The organism is Kitasatospora sp. NPDC036993, from assembly GCF_055607525.1.
In genome coordinates this window covers 143,525-159,681 of record NZ_JBVJRP010000019.1, presented here as the reverse complement: position 1 = coordinate 159,681, position 16,157 = coordinate 143,525, and the positions used below count along the sequence as shown (strand labels likewise).

Below are 16,157 nucleotides of genomic sequence, written 5' to 3'. Positions count from 1 at the left end.
AGCGAACGGTGCCCGGGGGTGGTTCAGGAGCGCTCCCTGGGCAGCCGGTGCTGCCACTCCCTGGTGAAGACCTCCGACCCCGCCTCCAGCGCCCGCAGTTGGACGACGCTGATGAAGTGCCCGGCGTCGCAGCGCAGTTGGGTGCGGGTCTGGACGGTGACGTCCCAGCCGATGTCCGGGCGCTCCAGCCGGACGGTGTGGTCGGTGCGGGCCTGGGCGCTGAGCGGGGCGCCGCTGAGGACGCGGTAGGCGGTGACGGCGTGCTCGTCGCGGACCAGGCCGTCGGGGTGGGTGCGGGTGCCGTCGGTGGCGGGGGAGAGTTCGGTGCGCCACTCGTGGCGGCCGAGGTCGTGCACGGTGAGGTGCTCGGGCCTGGCGGTGAGCGGCTCGGTGAGGTGGACGGCGAGCGGTTCGGGCAGCGTCGGCGGCTCGAAGGTGACGGGCGGGGAGCCGACGTCGGCGGCGAGGTGGCGCACCGGCAGGCTCAGTGTGGAGCGGGACGGGTCGACCCCGTACCCGGTGTCCTCGGCCGGGGGCCACAGCCACGGCCAGTAGACCGAGGAGAGGGCGAGCCGCAGCCGGTGCCCGGCCGGGACGGTGACCGCGCAGGCGGCGAGTTCGACCTCGGCGTCCGGCCCCTCGGTGACCAGGACGCCCCGGGTGACCAGTTCCGAGGTGCCGTCCGGGCCGACCGCGCACAGCCGCACCGCCACCTGGGCGGACGCCCCGTCCTCGGGGCCGGGCCGCAGCCGCAGCCGTACGCTCGGGACGCCGAGCAGCTCGACCGGTTCGGGCAGCGGCTGGGAGTCGAAACAGACCGAGCGGCCGTCCTCCTCGCGCTGGTCGGGCGGCTGGTCGGCGGGGCGGCCGTGCGGGACGTAGGCGCCGGCGTCGAGACCGGTGTGCTGCGGGGAACGGACCCGGACGTACCGGTCGTCGGAGGCGGTGCCCGCGGTGCGCAGCGGTCCGTCCAGGCCGTAGTGGATCTCGCGGACGTCGGGGGAGGGCCAGGCCTCGTCGCCGGTCCACCGGGTGCTGATCCAGCTGCGCAGGGCGGGCTCCTTGAGGGCGCCGGTGTCGGCGCCGCGCAGCCAGTGGTCCCACCAGCGCAGGGTGTCGGGCAGGGCGGCCTCGGGCAGTCCGTGCGGCCAGGGGCCGATCAGGGCGCGGGCGGTGGGGGACTCGGCGAGCAGTCGCAGCACGAAGGAGCAGGACGGGTCGCCCCAGCCGGCCACCACGAGGGCGGGCACGGACACCGGGACGGTGCTCTCGCCGGCCGCGAGCCAGGCGTCGACGGGCGGGGCGAGTGCCTCCAGCCGGGCCAGCCAGGCGGCCCGCCAGGCGTCGCCGACGTGCCGCGGGTCCGGCGGCAGGGCGGCGTCGGCGACCAGGACGGTGAGCCTGGTGTGCAGGTCGGCGGCGAGCACGGCCCCGCCGAGCCGGTGGCCGCCCTCGGGGCAGGCGGTGACCACGGCGCCGACGGTGGCCGGGGCCCGGGCGGCGACCCGCAGCGCCGTGGTGCCGGCCGGACCGACACCGAGCAGGCCGAGCCGGCCGTTGCTCCAGGGGCGGTGGGCGAGCCAGTCGACCACGGCGGCGCCGTCGGCCAGCTCCTGTTCGCCGCCGGGCTCGCCGGGGGTGCCCTCGGAGTTGCCGTGCCCGCGGGTGTCGACCCGGACGGTGGCGTAGCCGTGGCCCGCGTACCAGGGGTGCCGGCGGGCGTCCTCGGCGGCGGTGCGGTCGGTGAGCCGGCCGCCGGAGTACTCCAGCAGGGTGGGGGCGGGCTCGTCGCCGACCGGGCGCCACAGCCGGGCGGCCAGCAGGGTGCCGTCGGGCAGCGGGATGCGCAGGTCCTCGCGGGTGGTGTGGAAGGCGTAGGACGGCATGGCCGCTCCCATCGGTCCCGGGGCGTCGGTATTCCGACCCTAGGGGAGGGAGCGGCCCTTGGCCTGGTGAGCGGGACCCCGACGAGCGGGACCCCGGCGGGCGGGCCCGGCAGGCGGGGCCCCGGTGAGAGGACCCCGCCGGGCCGGTCAGGCCTTGCTCAGCCAGGCGGTGGCGTTGAGGGCGAGGGCGGCGTCGGTGCCCGCCGGGTCGTCCCAGCCGTTGAACAGGGTGTTGCCGGACTGGCCGGTGCCGTCGTCGATCGGGGAGCTGTCGCCCCAGATCGCGACCCGCCCGGAGCCGAAGGTGCTGGTGACGAAGAACGCGCCGGTGCTGCCGCTGTAGCCGGTCCGGTAGACCAGGCCCTTGACGTTCGGGTTGTCGGCGGGCTTGAGGGTGAAGGTGGTGCCGTTGCGCAGGATGGAGCCGGTGACGGTGCCGAAGGGGCCGTGCAGCACCGGGTCGGCCGGGGCGTCGGCCGCGCGCGGGTTGTCGGTGGTGATGTTGAGCAGGTCGACCGAGAAGCCGAACGGGTCGTTGTTGTTCACCCCGTTGCTGGTCAGCAGGTCGTTGATGATCTTCGGGGAGTCCCAGCCGTCGTTGTTGCGGTCGCTGTTGACGTGGTCGGAGACCAGGAAGAGCCCGCCGCCGTTCTGGACGAACTTCATGATCGCGGTCTTCTCGCCCGCGCTGAACCGGATGTTGGGCTCCGGGATCACGAAGGTGTCGAAGTTGGCGAGGTCGAGCGCGGCGCCGGTGCCGTAGCTGATGGTGGAGCCGGCCGGAAGGGTCTTCAGGCTGTACTGGCCGGTCTTCTGGAGGGCGACGCCCCAGGCGGAGAGGGCGCCCGTCCAGCTCTTCTCGGTGGTGGGACCGGCGTTCTGGGCCAGCGGGTCGGGCTGGCTGGTGCTGATGATCCAGTCGGCGTTGCCCGCGGTCTCGGCCTTGCTGTTGTCGAACAGCACCCGGTGCGGGGTGGCGCCGGCCGCGGCGGCCCTGGTGGCGGGGGCGGTGGCGGCGGGTGCGGCCGTGGCGGCGGGGGTGGTGAGACCGGCCGTGAGCAGCGCCGTACCGGCCAGGGCCGCGGCGGTTCGAATGCGGATCGTCATGTGCCGTTCCTCCGTGGGGAGTTGGGGGGTAGGGCCCGGTTTTCGCGCGTAGAACGGGAGTATCCGCGCGTAGAGCGAACGGTGAAAGTCCTCGGAGGTTACGAAGCCTTGTAAGGGTCGTGACGATCTCCGTGAGCGGGGGGAGTCGAATTCGTAATTGCGCATGACTTGCAACTGCGCGCGTCCAGGCGGAAAGATGGCCCAGCTCCGACCCGCCCGACCGAAAGGACACGACGATGACCGCCCCCCGCTGGCGCGACCGGCTCACCCGTGAGGAGTGGATCCGCCTGGCCGGAATGGGCGGCTTCATTCTCGCTCTGCACGTCATCGGCTGGTTCACGCTGCTCGCCGTGGTCGAGCCCGAGCACTACGACGTCGGCGGCCAGGTGTTCGGCGCGGGCATGGGCCTGACCGCCTACACCCTCGGCATGCGGCACGCCTTCGACGCCGACCACATCGCCGCCATCGACAACACCACCCGCAAGCTGATGGGCCAGGGCAAGCGGCCGCTGTCCGTCGGCTTCTGGTTCTCGCTCGGGCACTCCTCGATCGTCTTCGGCCTCTGCGCGCTGCTGGCCCTGGGCATCCGCTCGCTGGCCGGCCAGGTGGAGTCGGACGACTCGACGCTGCACGAGATGACCGGTCTGATCGGCGTCGCCGTCTCCGGCACCTTCCTGCTGCTGCTCGGCCTGATCAACCTGGGCGCCTTCAACGGCATCCTCAAGGTCTTCCGGCGGATGCGCCAGGGCGACTACGACGAGGCGGAGCTGGAGCGCCAGCTGGAGCGGCGAGGGCTGATGAACCGCGTCCTCGGCCGGGTCACCAGGGCCGTCACCAAGCCCTGGCACATGTACCCGGTGGGCCTGCTGTTCGGCCTCGGCTTCGACACCGCCACCGAGGTGTCCCTGCTGGTCCTGGCGGGCGGCGCGGCGGCCTTCTCGCTGCCCTGGTACGCGCTGCTCACCCTGCCGATCCTGTTCGCGGCCGGGATGAGCCTGCTGGACACCATCGACGGCTCGTTCATGAACTTCGCGTACGAGTGGGCGTTCTCCAAGCCGGTCCGCAAGATCTACTACAACCTGACCGTCACCGGGCTGTCGGTACTGGTCGCGCTGGTGATCGGCTCGATCGAGCTGATCGGGCTGCTCGGCGAGAAACTGGACATCACCAGCGGGCCGGTCGCCTGGATCGGCGAGCTGGACCTCAACTTCGTCGGCTACGCCATCGTCGGGCTGTTCGTGCTCGCCTGGGCCGCGGCGATCGCGTTCTGGAAGCTCGGCAACGTCGAGGAGAAGTGGTCGGCCGGGCTGGCCGCCGGTTCGGCGCACTCGAAGTCCGAGTAGCGCGCGGCGCGTTACCGAGGGGCCGGTGACCGGGTCGCCGGCCCCTCGGCGCTTCCCGGGGCCGGGTGGGCTACTTCAGCGCGGCGAGCACCGCCTGCGCCATCGCCCGCTCGCCGGTCGCGTTCGGGTGGAACGGCACGGCGGGCGAGCCCGGCAGCGCGCCCTCGATCCAGCGGTCGTCCGAGCAGACGTCGTGCCCGAGCGTCGGCGTCGCGGTGTCCACGTACGTCGCCCCGTTCGCGGCCGCGGTGGACTTCAGGGCGGTGTTCAGCCCGTCCAGCACGCCGTGCAGGTACTCGACGTCGCCCGGGGTCACCGGCTGGCGCAGCACGCACCGCGAGCCGTCGGCGGGCAGTACGGACGGGTAGCCGACCAGCAGCACCCTGGCCCCGGGGGCCTTGGCGTGGATGCGCCGGAGGGTGTCGGCGAGCTGCGGGGCGACGGTGGTGCGGATCCGCTCGGCCAGGTCGTCGTTGCCGTACCGCCAGGACATGCTGCTCCAGTCCCAGTAGCCGTGGTGGTAGACGTCCTTGCAGGGTGTGCCGAGCGGGTTGACGACGGCGCCGGCGACGCAGGTGGCGACCAGCTCGCCGAGGCCGAGGTCACTGGCCGCCAGGTCGTTGCCGCCGATCCCGAGGGTGACCAGGTCGGTGTCGGCGGTCACCGCGTCCAGCTGGGGGTCGTTGACCCGGATGAAGGCGTCGTACTGGGGCTGCGTCATCGCCTTGATCTTGGCCGCGGAGCAGGTGACGTCGCGGTACGCGCCGGCCTTGAGGGCGGCGGCGACCAGGTGGCCGTAGTTGCGGTCGGAGCGCAGGCACAGGCCGGCCGACTGGCCGGGCACCCCGGCGCCGGCGGCGTAGGAGTCGCCGAGCGCCACGTAGTGCTCCGGCGCCTGGGCGGCAGCCCGGGCGGCGGTGGAGGTGAGGGCGAGCGCGGCGCCGAGGGCGACCGCGGCGAGCGCGGTGGAATTCCGGAGGTGCCGGGATTTCCGGGCAGGGCGGAGCACGGTTCCTCCTGGGGGAGAGAAACGACGGGTGGGGGTCGTGCCGAGCCGGGCCACAGCTACTCGCAGGTAAGTTACTGCGAGGTTTCCCGGCCGTCCATGGTTCGCGCGGAAATCGCCGATATTCCGTCAGACGGCCGCGACGGCAATTCGCATTCCGCTCCGCCGGGTATCGCACGAGCGCCGGAGACAATTCCGAAACGGCCCGGAGCGGAATTCGCCCCGGCGCTCGTCACCGGGCGGTTGACCGGACGTCACCGCGGGCCGCAGTATCGGGCGCACAGCGACGGCCACGCCCCGGAGCGTGCCGCCACCGCGAGCCGCGACGGAGGACTGCGCATGGCCCTGGACGCCGACGTCATCGTCATCGGAGCGGGCCTCGCGGGCCTCGCCGCCACCGCCGAACTCGCCGACGCGGGACGCCGGGTGATCCTGCTCGACCAGGAGCCGGCGGCCTCCTTCGGCGGCCAGGCGCACTGGTCCTTCGGCGGCCTCTTCCTGGTCGACTCGCCCGAGCAGCGCCGGACGCGCATCCGCGACTCGCACGCCCTCGCCTGGCAGGACTGGCTCGGCACGGCCGGCTTCGACCGCCCCGAGGACGCCTGGCCGCGCCGCTGGGCCGAGGCGTACGTGGAATTCGCGGCGGGGGAGAAGCGCTCCTGGCTGCACGGCATGGGCGTGCGCTTCTTCCCGGTGGTCGGCTGGGCGGAGCGCGGCGGCTTCCTCGCCGACGGGCCCGGCAACTCGGTGCCGCGCTTCCACATCACCTGGGGCACCGGGCCCGGGCTGCTGGCACCCTTCGTGCGGCGGGTCCGCGCCGCCGCCGCGCGCGGGCTGGTGGACCTGCGCTTCCGGCACCGGGTCACCGGGCTGTCCGCCACCGCGGGCGCCGTCGACACCGTCACCGGCGAGGTGCTGGTGCCCAGCCCGGCGGGCCGGGGCGAGGCCAGCTCGCGCGAGCCGGCCGGGAGCTTCGAACTGCGCGCCCAGGCCGTGATCGTGACCTCCGGCGGCATCGGCGGCAACCACGACCTGGTCCGCAAGGCCTGGCCGGCCCGGCTCGGCACGCCGCCCGCCAAGCTGCTCTCCGGGGTGCCCGCGCACGTGGACGGGCTGATGCTGGACGTCGCCGGCCGGGCCGGGGCCAGCCTGGTCAACGGCGACCGGATGTGGCACTACACCGAGGGCATCGAGAACTGGGACCCGATCTGGGCCCGGCACGGCATCCGCATCCTGCCGGGCCCCTCCTCGCTCTGGCTGGACGCGCGCGGCAGTCGGCTGCCCGCCCCGCTGTTCCCCGGCTTCGACACCCTCGGGACGCTCGAACACATCATGTCCACCGGGTACCCGTACACCTGGTTCGTGCTCAACCAGCGCATCATCGAGAAGGAGTTCACCCTCTCCGGCTCCGAGCAGAACCCGGACCTCACCGGGAAGTCGGTGCGCGGCGTGCTCGGCCGCGCGCTGCCCGGCGCCCCCGCACCCGTCCGGGGCCACCTGCGGCACGGGCGGGACTTCGTGGTCGCGGGCAACCTCGCCGACCTCGCCCGGGGCATGAACGCCAGGACCCGCGAGCCGCTGATCGACCCGGACCGGCTGCGCCGCACCGTCGGGGACCGCGACCGGCAGCTGGCCAACCCCTTCGCCAAGGACCTCCAGGTCACCGCGATCCACGGCGCCCGCCGCCACCTCGGCGACCGGCTGGTGCGCACCGCCGCCCCGCACCGCCTGCTCGACCCGGCCGCCGCCCCGCTGATCGCCGTCCGGCTGAACATCCTGACCCGCAAGTCGCTGGGCGGCCTGGAGACGGACCTGTCCTCCCGGGTGCTGCGGCCGGACGGCGAGGTGCTGGCGGGGGTGTACGCGGCCGGTGAGGCGGCCGGCTTCGGCGGCGGGGGCGTGCACGGGTACCGCTCGCTGGAGGGGACGTTCCTGGGCGGCTGCCTGTTCTCGGGGCGTACGGCGGGGCGGGCGGCGGCGCGGGCGGTCGGGTAGCGCCGCGCGGGGGGCGTGCGGGGAAGGGTGCGCGTGGTCCCGCGACCCGGTGCGCCCCCTCCCCCGTGCGGGGCGCACCGGCACGGTCGGAAGCCAGCCTGCCGGGGACGCCCCGGGTGCGGCTATCCACTTCCCGACGGCTTCGCCGCAGCATTCCGGATAGCCCGCGCCCCGGCGCCTGACCAACCCCGGATCGCGCTGGCCCCGGACCGCCCAGGACCGCCCCGGACCGGTCAGGCGCCGCGGCCGAGGGTCTGCGAGGGCGGCTGCCCGTACGCGCGGCGGTAGTCCGCGCTGAACCGGCCGAGGTGGGTGAAGCCCCAGCGGCAGGCGACCTCGGTCACCGTGCCGCGGGCCCGGCCGTCGGCGATGGCGAGCAGGTCGTGGTGGGCGCGGTCGAGCCGGACGCGCCGCAGGTAGGCCAGCGGCGTGGTGTCCAGGTGGCGCCGGAAGCCCTCCCGCAGGGCGCGCAGGCTGACCCGGGCGGCCAGGGCGATGTCGGCGACCGAGAGCGGCTCGCCGGCGTGCTCGGCGCAGTAGTCGGCGGCCCGGCGCAGGGCGCTCGGCAGCAGCGCGGAGCCACGGCCGTCCGCGGGCCGGCCCAGTGAGTGGGGCTGGGCGTCCAGCAGCCCGTCGACCAGCAGCCGCTCGAAGTGCTGGAGGCCGAGGCGGGACCGGCGGCCGAGCGCCGAGACGGTGAACGCGCGGAAGGCGTCGGCCAGTTCGATCCAGGACCGGACGGCGGGATCGGCCGGGTCGAGGACCGGGTCGAAGCGCAGCGGCTCCTGCGGCAGGTCGCCCAGCCGGACGGCGAGCGCCTGTTCAACGGCCTCCCTGGACATCGCCAGCGCCCCGTTCAGGGCCTCGGCGTCCCACTCCATGGTGACCTGGTCGCCCGGCCCGGCCACGGACAGCGCGGACGGCAGCTCGGTGCCGTTGGTGACGACCAGGCCGCCCCCCGAGTACGGCAGGATGACGTTGTAGAAGTCCGGCAGGTCCCCGGTCCGCAGGCGCACCGGCGCCCCGTAGCCGAGGTCGTAGAGGGCCACCGGGCCCTCGTGGAACGAGCGGAACCGTCCCGGGAGCCGCTGCTCGCCCAGCACCGTCAGCCGGTGCGGCGCGAGCCGTCCGCCCACCACGTGGCGGAGCTCCTCGATGCTGTTCCCCTCGTAGATCGAGACCGGTCCGGTCACGGCCCCGCCCGGCGCTGTTTCGGTGACCACGGATTCCCCCCTGTCCGCGAGATCGGCACCTGCTGGACCCGTGCCCCGGCGTCGGCCGCGGCCGGGCCGATGGCCCTGGCTCCTCCGCTCCGGCGTCCGACCGGCCCTCCTCCGGTCGTGCCGCCCCCCGTAGCGCTGCGGAACCGTGCGCATCCTAGGGGAAGGACGGGTTCCTGTTGAGGGCTTCGGCACGTGGGATCCGACCCTCGGCCGGGGCGGCTCAGGGGTGACGGGTACAGTGCGGAGGCCGGTGCGCAGGGTGCCGCCGGCCAGGAGGGGTCAGGAATCCGATGAGCCGCCGAGACCGCGACGGTGTCCGCGAGCGCGCGCGGGGCGCCGGCGCCCCCGTGACCGTGACGGTCTGCCGGGGCTGCTGCTGCGGCACCGAGGCGAAGCACCCCGGGGTGGACCACGCGGGCCAGTACGAGCGGCTGCGGACGGCGGTCGGCCCGGCGGGCCGGGTCCGGGCGGTCAAGTGCCTGGACGTGTGCACCCAGTCCAACGTGGTGGTGGTCGGCCCCTCCGCCGAGGGCCGGGCGGCGGGCGGCCGGCCGGTCTGGCTGGGCTTCGTGCTGATGGACGAGATGATCGACGACATCGCCGCCTGGGTGCGGGCGGGCGGTCCCGGCCTCGCCGATCCGCCGGGGCTGCTCGACCTCCAGCTGATCTCGGTCTCCCGGCGGGTCCGCGAGGGGCTGCCCGAGTGAGCCGGCACTCCCGAGGCTACTGACTGATCGTCAGATCGTATCTACCCGCGCCTGTCCGGCGGGCTTCACCACTACCATGACCGGTGGCGCCGGGCGGTCCCCGGCCGGCGCCGGGATTTCCGCGCGAGGGAGAGAGCCGATGACGACGGTCTGCCGCATCTGCGCGGGCACCGGCCGGACCGCCGGCCTCAGCTGCCGGACCTGCCAGGGCACCGGCACCACCGAGGTGGGCGGCGGGGGCGGCAACTGCTTCCTCTGCGACGGCACCGGGGTGTACGTGCGCTACCGGGTGGACGCGATCGGTGCCAAGCACGCCTACCGGGACGAGATCTGCCGCACCTGCGACGGCACCGGCAACCGGTCCACGGCCCAGTGGGACGAGCCCTCCGGCTGACCCCTCCAGGGCCCGGCGGCTGCCCCTCCCCGGCTCGGCGGCTGCCCCCTCCAGGGCCCGGCGGCGCGGCCGAGGCCCGCTCAGGGCGAGGGGCTCACGGGGGTCATGATGCGGCGTCGAGGCCGTGCGGACACGTCCTTTACCGAACCATGGTCGAACAATTGCGTTCGAATGGGGGGTACGCTGCGACGCGTTCACCCCGCGTCCGTGCGCGATCCACGCGCCGCTGACAGAGTCCCGCGCATGGATATCCCCAACATGGGCGTGCCGGCCAAGCTTGCCGACCGCATGAGCATGGCCGAGCAGCACGAGTACCTGCGGGCCCGTTTCTCCCGCCGCCGGATGCTGCGCGCCGGTGCGGTGACCGTCGGCGCCGTCGCCGTCGGTGGCGCGCTGGGCAACGGGACGGCCTTCGCCGCCCCGGCCGGCCCGCAGCTGCTGACCGGTGGCACGACCAGCGGCATCGACGGTTCGCTGGTGGCGCCGATCGGCCGTCACCTCCAGTTCGGCCCCGAGCCGGACACCCAGTTCCGCGTCTCCTGGCAGGTCCCGGCCCCGGTCAAGAAGCCGTTCCTGCGCTTCGGCACGACGCCGTGGGAGCTGGGCCACAAGGTCCAGGCCGAGGTCCGGGCCCTGCACACCCCGGCGCTGACCCCGAGCAGCCAGCCGGTGGACCAGTACTACCTGCACGTGGCGCTGGAGGACCTGCGCCCCGACACCACCTACTACTACGGTGTCGGCCACGAGGGCTTCGACCCGGCCTCCCAGCAGCAGATCTCCACCCTGCACACCTTCCGCACCGCGCCCTCCCGCGACCACCGCTGGGGCAAGGTGTACGAGCCGTTCACCTTCACCGCCTTCGGCGACCAGGGCGTCAGCGCGCACGCGGCCGGCAACGACAACGTGATCAAGGCCCAGAAGCCTGCCTTCCACCTGCACGCCGGCGACATCTGCTACGCCGACCCGGCCGGTTCCGGCACCGACCCGGACAAGTCCGTCTTCAACGCGAAGACCTGGGACGACTTCCTGGTGCAGACCGAGACGGTCGCCGCCGACATCCCGTGGATGGTCGCGTACGGCAACCACGACATCGAGGCCTGGTACTCGCCGAACGGCTACGGCGGCGAGAACTCCCGCTTCTTCCTGCCGGACAACGGCCCGGACCCGCGCAAGGTCCCCGGCGTCTACACGTTCCGCTACAAGAACGTCGGTGTCATCTCGCTGGACGCCAACGACGTCTCCTACGAGATCCCGGCCAACCTGGGCATCTCGGCGAACAAGCAGACCAAGTGGCTGGAGCGCACCCTCAAGGACCTCCGCAACGACGAGACCGTCGACTTCGTCGTCGTGTTCTTCCACCACTGCGCCTTCTCCACCACCGTCGCGCACGCCTCCGAGGGCGGTGTCCGCGAGGCCTGGGTGCCGCTGTTCGAGAAGTACCGGGTGGACCTGGTCATCAACGGCCACAACCACATCTACGAGCGCACCGACGCGATCCTCGGCAACAAGGTCTCGAAGCAGGTGCCGAGCGGCGCCACCATCGAGCCGGCCAAGGACGGCGTGGTCTACGTCACCGCGGGCGCGGCCGGCCGCAGCCTGTACAAGTTCGACGTGCCGGACACCTACGAGGGGCACGAGAACCACCAGGACGAGGTCAAGACCTACTACTGGAGCAAGGGCCGGGTGAAGACCCCCGAGACCATCCAGTGGTCGCGGGTGCGCTACACCGGCTACTCCTTCATCAAGGTCGACGTCACCCCGAAGCACCTGGGCCAGAAGTCGGTCATGAAGGTCACCGCGCTGGCCGAGGACGGCACGCAGATCGACAACTACACGATCCTGCGCAAGGTCGGCGAGGGCTGGGACTCGGACCGGGACGACGACGGCCAGGGCGGCGGCTGGGGCTGGTAGTCCCCGCTCGTCCCCGCTCGTCCCCGCTCGTCCCCACGGCGCCGGAGCGCGACGGGGGGCGCGCGCCCGTGACGGTGCCCCAGGTGTCCCAGCGCCCCAGGTGCCCCGGCGTCGGACCTCCGACGCCGGGGCACCGGCGCGTTCAGTCCTGCCGGTACGTCGCCAGGAAGCGGCCGATCCGGTTGACGGCCGTCTCCAGGTCGTCGGCGCGGGGCAGCGTGACGAAGCGGAAGTGGTCCGGGCGGGGCCAGTTGAAGCCGGTGCCCTGGACGACGTGGATCTTCTCGCGCAGCAGCAGGTCCAGCACGAACCGCTCGTCGTCGACGATCCGGTGCACCGCCGGGTCCAGCCTGGCGAAGGCGTACAGCGCGCCCTTGGGCTTGACGCAGCTGACGCCGGGGATCTCGTTGAGCGCCTTGACCGCGATGTCGCGCTGCTCGGTGAGCCGGCCGGAGGGCAGCACCAGGTCGGCGATGGACTGGTGGCCGCCGAGCGCCGCCTGCACGGCGTACTGGGCGGGCACGTTGGGGCACAGCCGCATGCCGGAGAGCATGGTCAGGCCCTCCAGGTAGTCGCCGGCGTGCTGGGTGGGGCCGGAGACGACCAGCCAGCCGCTGCGGAAGCCGGCCACCCGGTAGGCCTTGGAGAGGCCGTTGAAGGTGAGGGTGAGCACGTCGTCGGCGAGCGCGGCCAGGCAGTGGTGCTCGGTGCCGTCGTAGAGGATCTTGTCGTAGATCTCGTCGGCCAGCACCATCAGCCGGTGGCGGCGGGCCAGGTCGAGGATGCCCTCCAGCAGTTCCTTCGGGTAGACCGCGCCGGTGGGGTTGTTGGGGTTGATGACGACGATCGCCTTGGTGCGGGCGGTGATCTTGGCGGCGATGTCGTCCAGGTCCGGGTACCAGTCGGCCCCCTCGTCGCACAGGTAGTGCACGGCCTTGCCGCCGGCCAGCCGGACCACGGCCGTCCAGAGCGGGTAGTCGGGCATCGGGACGAGCACCTCGTCGCCGTCGTCCACCAGCGCGGTGACGGCCATCTGGATCAGCTCGGAGACGCCGTTGCCGAGGTAGACGTCGTTGACGGTGACGCCCTGGACCCCGCGCTGCTGGTAGTACTGCACCACCGCGCGGCGGGCCGGCAGGATGCCGCGCGAGTCGCTGTAGCCGTGCGCCTTGGGCAGGTTGCGGATGATGTCCTGGATGATCTCCTCGGGCGCCTCGAAGCCGAACGGGGCCGGGTTGCCGGTGTTCAGCCGCAGCACGCTGTGCCCGGCCTCCTCCAGTGCGTTGGCCTGGTCGACCACCGGGCCCCGGATCTCGTAGCACACGCCATTGAGCTTGCTGGACTGCCGAAACTCCACCTGCGGCCTCCCGACCGTCACCACCGCGCCGTTGGTTCAGCTTTGTTCTACCAAGTGTGTACTTGGAAAGTCCAACCTCTTGGCTATGCTGATCCACATGTCACGCCGAAGCTACGACCAGTACTGCGCCGTCGCCCGCGCCCTGGACGCGGTGGGGGAGCGCTGGAGCCTCCTGATCGTCCGTGAGCTCCTCGGTGGCCCGCGCCGCTACACCGACCTGCACGCCGACCTGCCCGGAGTCTCCACCGACATCCTGGCCGCCCGGCTCAAGCAGCTGGAGGGCGACGGGCTGGCCACCCGCCGACGGCTGGAGCGGCCCGCCAACGCGACGGTCTACGAACTGACCGCGCGCGGCCGTGAACTGCGGCCGGTCATCGAGGCGTTGGGGGAGTGGGGCCTGGCCGCGCTCGGCGAGCAGCGGCCGACCGACGCCGTGCGCGAGCACTGGTTCACGCCGGGGAAGGCGGAGGAGCCGGCGGCCGTGGCCGGCTGACGGCCGCGGGCGTGCCCGGTGGGCGGGGCGGCGGCAAGGCCCCCGTCGCCGACCGCCGCCCCGTGCCCCCAGAGTGGCGCGGACCGATAAACGAACAGTGGACGTGCGATGAGCGCCGGGGTCAGGCGCCGTCCCGCCCGGGCCCGCACGTACGATCGTCGGACCGCAGAGCGGACTCAGTGGACTCAGCGGACTCAGGAGAGCGGAGGCCAGCCCGTGCCCACCACCTACCGCAGCTACGTCGCCGTCGGGGACTCCTTCACCGAAGGCATGTGCGACGACCTGCTGCCCGACGGCCACTACCGGGGCTGGGCGGACCGGGTCGCCGAGGCGCTGGCCGGTGACCGCTCCGACGGGGACTTCCGGTACGCCAACCTCGCCGTCCGTGGCAAGCTCATCGGCCAGATCCACGACGAACAGCTCGCCCCCGCCGCCGCGATGGGCGCCGAGCTGGTCACCCTGGCAGGCGGCCTCAACGACGTGCTGCGCCCCGGCTGCGACATCGAGCGGGTCGAGCGGCTGCTCGGCCGCTGCGCCACCGGACTGCGGGCCGGCGGGGCCACCGTCGTGCTGTTCACCAGCACCGACCCCACCCGCCGCATGGCGGGCGGTGCCCGGCTGCTGCCCGCCATCCTGCGGATGAAGGCCTTCGTCCAGGAGCTGGGCCGGCAGGACGGGTTCGCCGTGGTCGACCTGTTCTCCGCCCCTTGCTTCGACGACCGCCGGCTGTGGGCCGAGGACCGCCTGCACCTCTCGCCCGAGGGGCACCGCCGGGTCGCCGAGGGCGTGCTGGAGGCGCTCGGCCGCCCCGCGGCCTTCGACTGGCGCGCCCCGCTGCCCGCCGCCGCCCCGCCCGGCCGGGCCGAGAAGCTGCGCGAGGACGCCCGCTGGCTGGGCGCCCACGTCGGCCCGTGGGTCGGCCGCCGCCTCACCGGCCGCTCCTCCGGCGACGGCCGCCCGGCGAAGCGGCCGGAGCTGCTGCCCTACGGGTAGCTACGCCCGTCGTGGTTCCGGCGCCAGGACCAGGCTCGCCATCGGCGCGTGGGTGGTCCAGTCCATCGCGTGGTAGAGCGCCTGGCCGTCCGTCGTGCCGACCAGGATGCCGGTACGGGCCCCGGCCTCGTGCCCGGCGGCCAGCAGGGTGCGCATCACCAGCGCGCCCAGGCCGCGGCGGCGGTGCTCGGCGACGGTGCCGATCTGGTCCGGCACGATCACCGGGCCGGTTCCGGGGTCGGTTCCGGCCAGACCGGCCAGACCGGCCTGGCCGCTCGCGGCCAGGTGCCCGGCGTCGCTGCGCACGAGGGTCTTGATCACCCCGCCCCGGCTCCAGGTGGTCACGGTGTACCCGGCGGGCGGCCGGGGCCGTTCGGCGGTGACCGGGCCGGTCATCAGGAAGCCCGGTTCGTCCAGGCGCCACCGCTCGTCCAGCCAGGGCCGCACGGTCGCGTCCTCGGCGAACAGCTTCAGCCAGGTGGTCGGCGCGGTGACGCTCTCGCCGAGCTTGCGGACCTCCGCCTCGGTCGGCTCCGGCAGTACGTGCCGGCCCACCTCGCGGCCCTGCGCGCCGACGTCGATGCTCCAGCCCCAGGGCTGGTCCACCGGCTCGGCGGAGCCGCGCGAGGCCGCCCAGCCCGCGATCCAGCTCCGGACCAGTTCCCTGGTGTCCGGGTCCCGCATGTCGCCCACCCCCGCATGTAATGGTCTCAATGGCCTTTCGTATCTTACCGACATGGAAGGCCGTCTGCCCAGTAGGATTCCCGGGTCCACGGCGCCGCCCGGCGCCCAGCTGCTGGAAGGATCCCGGAACGTGCGCGAGACCGAGTCGCCGCAGGACCCCACGGCGGCCGCGCCGACCGAGCTCCGGGCCGACTGCGGCAGCTGCTTCGGGCTCTGCTGCGTCGCCCTGCCGTTCGCCGCCGGCTCCGACTTCGCCATGAACAAGATGGCCGGCAAGCCCTGCCACAACCTCCAGGCCGACTTCGGCTGCGGCATCCACGCGCAGCTGCGCGACCGCGGCTTCCAGGGCTGCACCGTCTACGACTGCTTCGGCGCCGGCCAGCGGGTCTCCCAGGTGACCTTCGGCGGCCGCAGCTGGCGCGAGGAGCCGGAGAACGCCGGGGCGGTGTTCGACGTCTTCCCGATCGTGCGGCAGCTGCACGAACTGCTCCGGTACCTCACCGAGGCGCTCACCTTCGACCCCGCCCGTCCCGTCCACGACGAGCTGCGGCAGGCGCTGGCGGAGACCGACCGGCTGGCCGGCGGCACGCCCGAGGAGGTCCTCGCCGTCGACGTGCCGGCCCACCGGCAGCGGATCAGCGACCTGCTGCTGCGCGCCTCCGAACTGGTCCGCGCCGCCGCCCCGCGGCGTCGGGAGCACCGCGGCGCCGACCTCTTCGGGGCCCGCCTGCGCGGCGCCGACCTGCACGGGGCCAACCTGCGCGGCGCCCTGCTCGTCGCGGCCGACCTCTCCGGCGCGGACCTGCGCCTCGCCGACCTGGTCGGCGCCGACCTGCGGGACGCCAACCTGGCCGGAGCGGACCTCACCACGGCCCTGTTCCTCACCCAGGCCCAGCTCAACGCGGCCCGCGGCGACGCCACCACCCGCCTCCCGGCCGGCCTCACCCGGCCCGCGCACTGGCCCGAGACCGCCCCGGCGCCGGCCGCCGGGGCCGGGCCCCGCTCCGCCAGGGGCGGCAGCCGCCCGGCCCGGGGCTCCCGCCGGCGTTAGCTCCTGG

Annotated in this window: 13 protein-coding genes and 1 pseudogene; 8 read left to right on the top strand and 6 right to left on the bottom strand. The window is 73.7% G+C overall.

All coding sequences use genetic code 11. The features are described 5' to 3' along the window. Positions 1 to 23: 23 nt before the first annotated feature. Together ACZ7C5_RS32060 and ACZ7C5_RS32055 are read right to left on the bottom strand one after the other, a co-directional pair. A complete protein-coding gene (locus ACZ7C5_RS32060) occupies positions 24 to 1,886 on the bottom strand; it encodes a CocE/NonD family hydrolase (protein WP_401079479.1) in 1,863 nt (620 codons plus the stop codon). A gap of 147 nt (positions 1,887 to 2,033) precedes the next feature. Further along, the gene (locus tag ACZ7C5_RS32055) at positions 2,034 to 2,993 is read right to left on the bottom strand and encodes a motility-associated ABC transporter substrate-binding family protein (RefSeq protein ID WP_401079481.1); all 960 of its coding nucleotides are present in this window, start codon (positions 2,991 to 2,993) and stop codon (positions 2,034 to 2,036) included. Between the two features lie 236 nt (positions 2,994 to 3,229). Here ACZ7C5_RS32055 and nicT point away from each other — a divergent pair, with 236 nt between their 5' ends. Next, entirely contained in the window at positions 3,230 to 4,336 is a 1,107-nt protein-coding gene (gene nicT / locus ACZ7C5_RS32050) for a Nickel transporter NicT (RefSeq protein ID WP_401079483.1), read from the top strand. A 70-nt stretch (positions 4,337 to 4,406) separates the two neighbouring features. Here the strand turns inward: nicT and ACZ7C5_RS32045 are convergent, their stop codons facing one another. Further along, positions 4,407 to 5,345: an SGNH/GDSL hydrolase family protein gene (locus ACZ7C5_RS32045; RefSeq protein ID WP_470324028.1), complete on the bottom strand. Its 939-nt coding sequence runs from the start codon at positions 5,343 to 5,345 to the stop codon at positions 4,407 to 4,409. A gap of 336 nt (positions 5,346 to 5,681) precedes the next feature. Here ACZ7C5_RS32045 and ACZ7C5_RS32040 point away from each other — a divergent pair, with 336 nt between their 5' ends. After that, entirely contained in the window at positions 5,682 to 7,337 is a 1,656-nt protein-coding gene (locus tag ACZ7C5_RS32040) for an FAD-binding dehydrogenase (RefSeq protein WP_470324027.1), read from the top strand. Positions 7,338 to 7,570: 233 nt separating this feature from the next. On the opposite strand, the gene ACZ7C5_RS32035 is transcribed toward ACZ7C5_RS32040, so the two are convergent. Next, positions 7,571 to 8,560: an AraC family transcriptional regulator gene (locus ACZ7C5_RS32035; protein ID WP_470324026.1), complete on the bottom strand. Its 990-nt coding sequence runs from the start codon at positions 8,558 to 8,560 to the stop codon at positions 7,571 to 7,573. Positions 8,561 to 8,850: 290 nt separating this feature from the next. Between ACZ7C5_RS32035 and ACZ7C5_RS32030 the strand changes: the two genes are divergently transcribed. From ACZ7C5_RS32030 to ACZ7C5_RS32020, 3 genes are all read left to right on the top strand, one after another. After that, entirely contained in the window at positions 8,851 to 9,267 is a 417-nt protein-coding gene (locus ACZ7C5_RS32030) for a (2Fe-2S) ferredoxin domain-containing protein (protein WP_188295610.1), read from the top strand. A gap of 139 nt (positions 9,268 to 9,406) precedes the next feature. Beyond that, positions 9,407 to 9,661 carry a hypothetical protein gene (locus ACZ7C5_RS32025; protein ID WP_188295609.1) on the top strand — a complete coding sequence of 85 codons (255 nt, stop codon included), beginning with the start codon at positions 9,407 to 9,409 and terminating at the stop codon, positions 9,659 to 9,661. A 243-nt stretch (positions 9,662 to 9,904) separates the two neighbouring features. Continuing rightward, complete coding sequence (locus tag ACZ7C5_RS32020) at positions 9,905 to 11,572, top strand: purple acid phosphatase family protein (protein ID WP_401079492.1); 1,668 nt, start codon at positions 9,905 to 9,907, stop codon at positions 11,570 to 11,572. Positions 11,573 to 11,714: 142 nt separating this feature from the next. Here the strand turns inward: ACZ7C5_RS32020 and ACZ7C5_RS32015 are convergent, their stop codons facing one another. After that, positions 11,715 to 12,929, bottom strand: coding sequence for a pyridoxal phosphate-dependent aminotransferase (locus tag ACZ7C5_RS32015; RefSeq protein WP_188295607.1), 1,215 nt, complete (start codon positions 12,927 to 12,929; stop codon positions 11,715 to 11,717). 97 nt (positions 12,930 to 13,026) lie between these two features. Here ACZ7C5_RS32015 and ACZ7C5_RS32010 point away from each other — a divergent pair. Together ACZ7C5_RS32010 and ACZ7C5_RS32005 are read left to right on the top strand one after the other, a co-directional pair. Then, a pseudogene (locus ACZ7C5_RS32010) lies at positions 13,027 to 13,380 on the top strand (winged helix-turn-helix transcriptional regulator); the annotation flags it as partial. 258 nt (positions 13,381 to 13,638) lie between these two features. Next, a complete protein-coding gene (locus ACZ7C5_RS32005) occupies positions 13,639 to 14,415 on the top strand; it encodes an SGNH/GDSL hydrolase family protein (RefSeq protein ID WP_401079495.1) in 777 nt (258 codons plus the stop codon). Here the strand turns inward: ACZ7C5_RS32005 and ACZ7C5_RS32000 are convergent, their stop codons facing one another. After that, the gene (locus ACZ7C5_RS32000) at positions 14,416 to 15,099 is read right to left on the bottom strand and encodes a GNAT family N-acetyltransferase (RefSeq protein ID WP_401079497.1); all 684 of its coding nucleotides are present in this window, start codon (positions 15,097 to 15,099) and stop codon (positions 14,416 to 14,418) included. Between the two features lie 130 nt (positions 15,100 to 15,229). Here ACZ7C5_RS32000 and ACZ7C5_RS31995 point away from each other — a divergent pair, with 130 nt between their 5' ends. Continuing rightward, the gene (locus ACZ7C5_RS31995; RefSeq protein ID WP_401079499.1) at positions 15,230 to 16,150 is read left to right on the top strand and encodes a pentapeptide repeat-containing protein; all 921 of its coding nucleotides are present in this window, start codon (positions 15,230 to 15,232) and stop codon (positions 16,148 to 16,150) included. Positions 16,151 to 16,157 lie beyond the last annotated feature (7 nt).

Excerpts from the sequence above, each read along its gene's own strand:
- ACZ7C5_RS32000 (WP_401079497.1), bottom strand. The coding sequence starts at position 15,099 with ATGCGGGACCCGGACACCAGGGAACTGGTCCGGAGCTGGATCGCGGGC.
- ACZ7C5_RS32060 (WP_401079479.1), bottom strand. The coding sequence starts at position 1,886 with ATGCCGTCCTACGCCTTCCACACCACCCGCGAGGACCTGCGCATCCCG.
- ACZ7C5_RS32040 (WP_470324027.1), top strand. The coding sequence starts at position 5,682 with ATGGCCCTGGACGCCGACGTCATCGTCATCGGAGCGGGCCTCGCGGGC.
- ACZ7C5_RS32030 (WP_188295610.1), top strand. The coding sequence starts at position 8,851 with ATGAGCCGCCGAGACCGCGACGGTGTCCGCGAGCGCGCGCGGGGCGCC.
- nicT (WP_401079483.1), top strand. The coding sequence starts at position 3,230 with ATGACCGCCCCCCGCTGGCGCGACCGGCTCACCCGTGAGGAGTGGATC.
- ACZ7C5_RS32025 (WP_188295609.1), top strand. The coding sequence starts at position 9,407 with ATGACGACGGTCTGCCGCATCTGCGCGGGCACCGGCCGGACCGCCGGC.
- ACZ7C5_RS32020 (WP_401079492.1), top strand. The coding sequence starts at position 9,905 with ATGGATATCCCCAACATGGGCGTGCCGGCCAAGCTTGCCGACCGCATG.
- ACZ7C5_RS32055 (WP_401079481.1), bottom strand. The coding sequence starts at position 2,993 with ATGACGATCCGCATTCGAACCGCCGCGGCCCTGGCCGGTACGGCGCTG.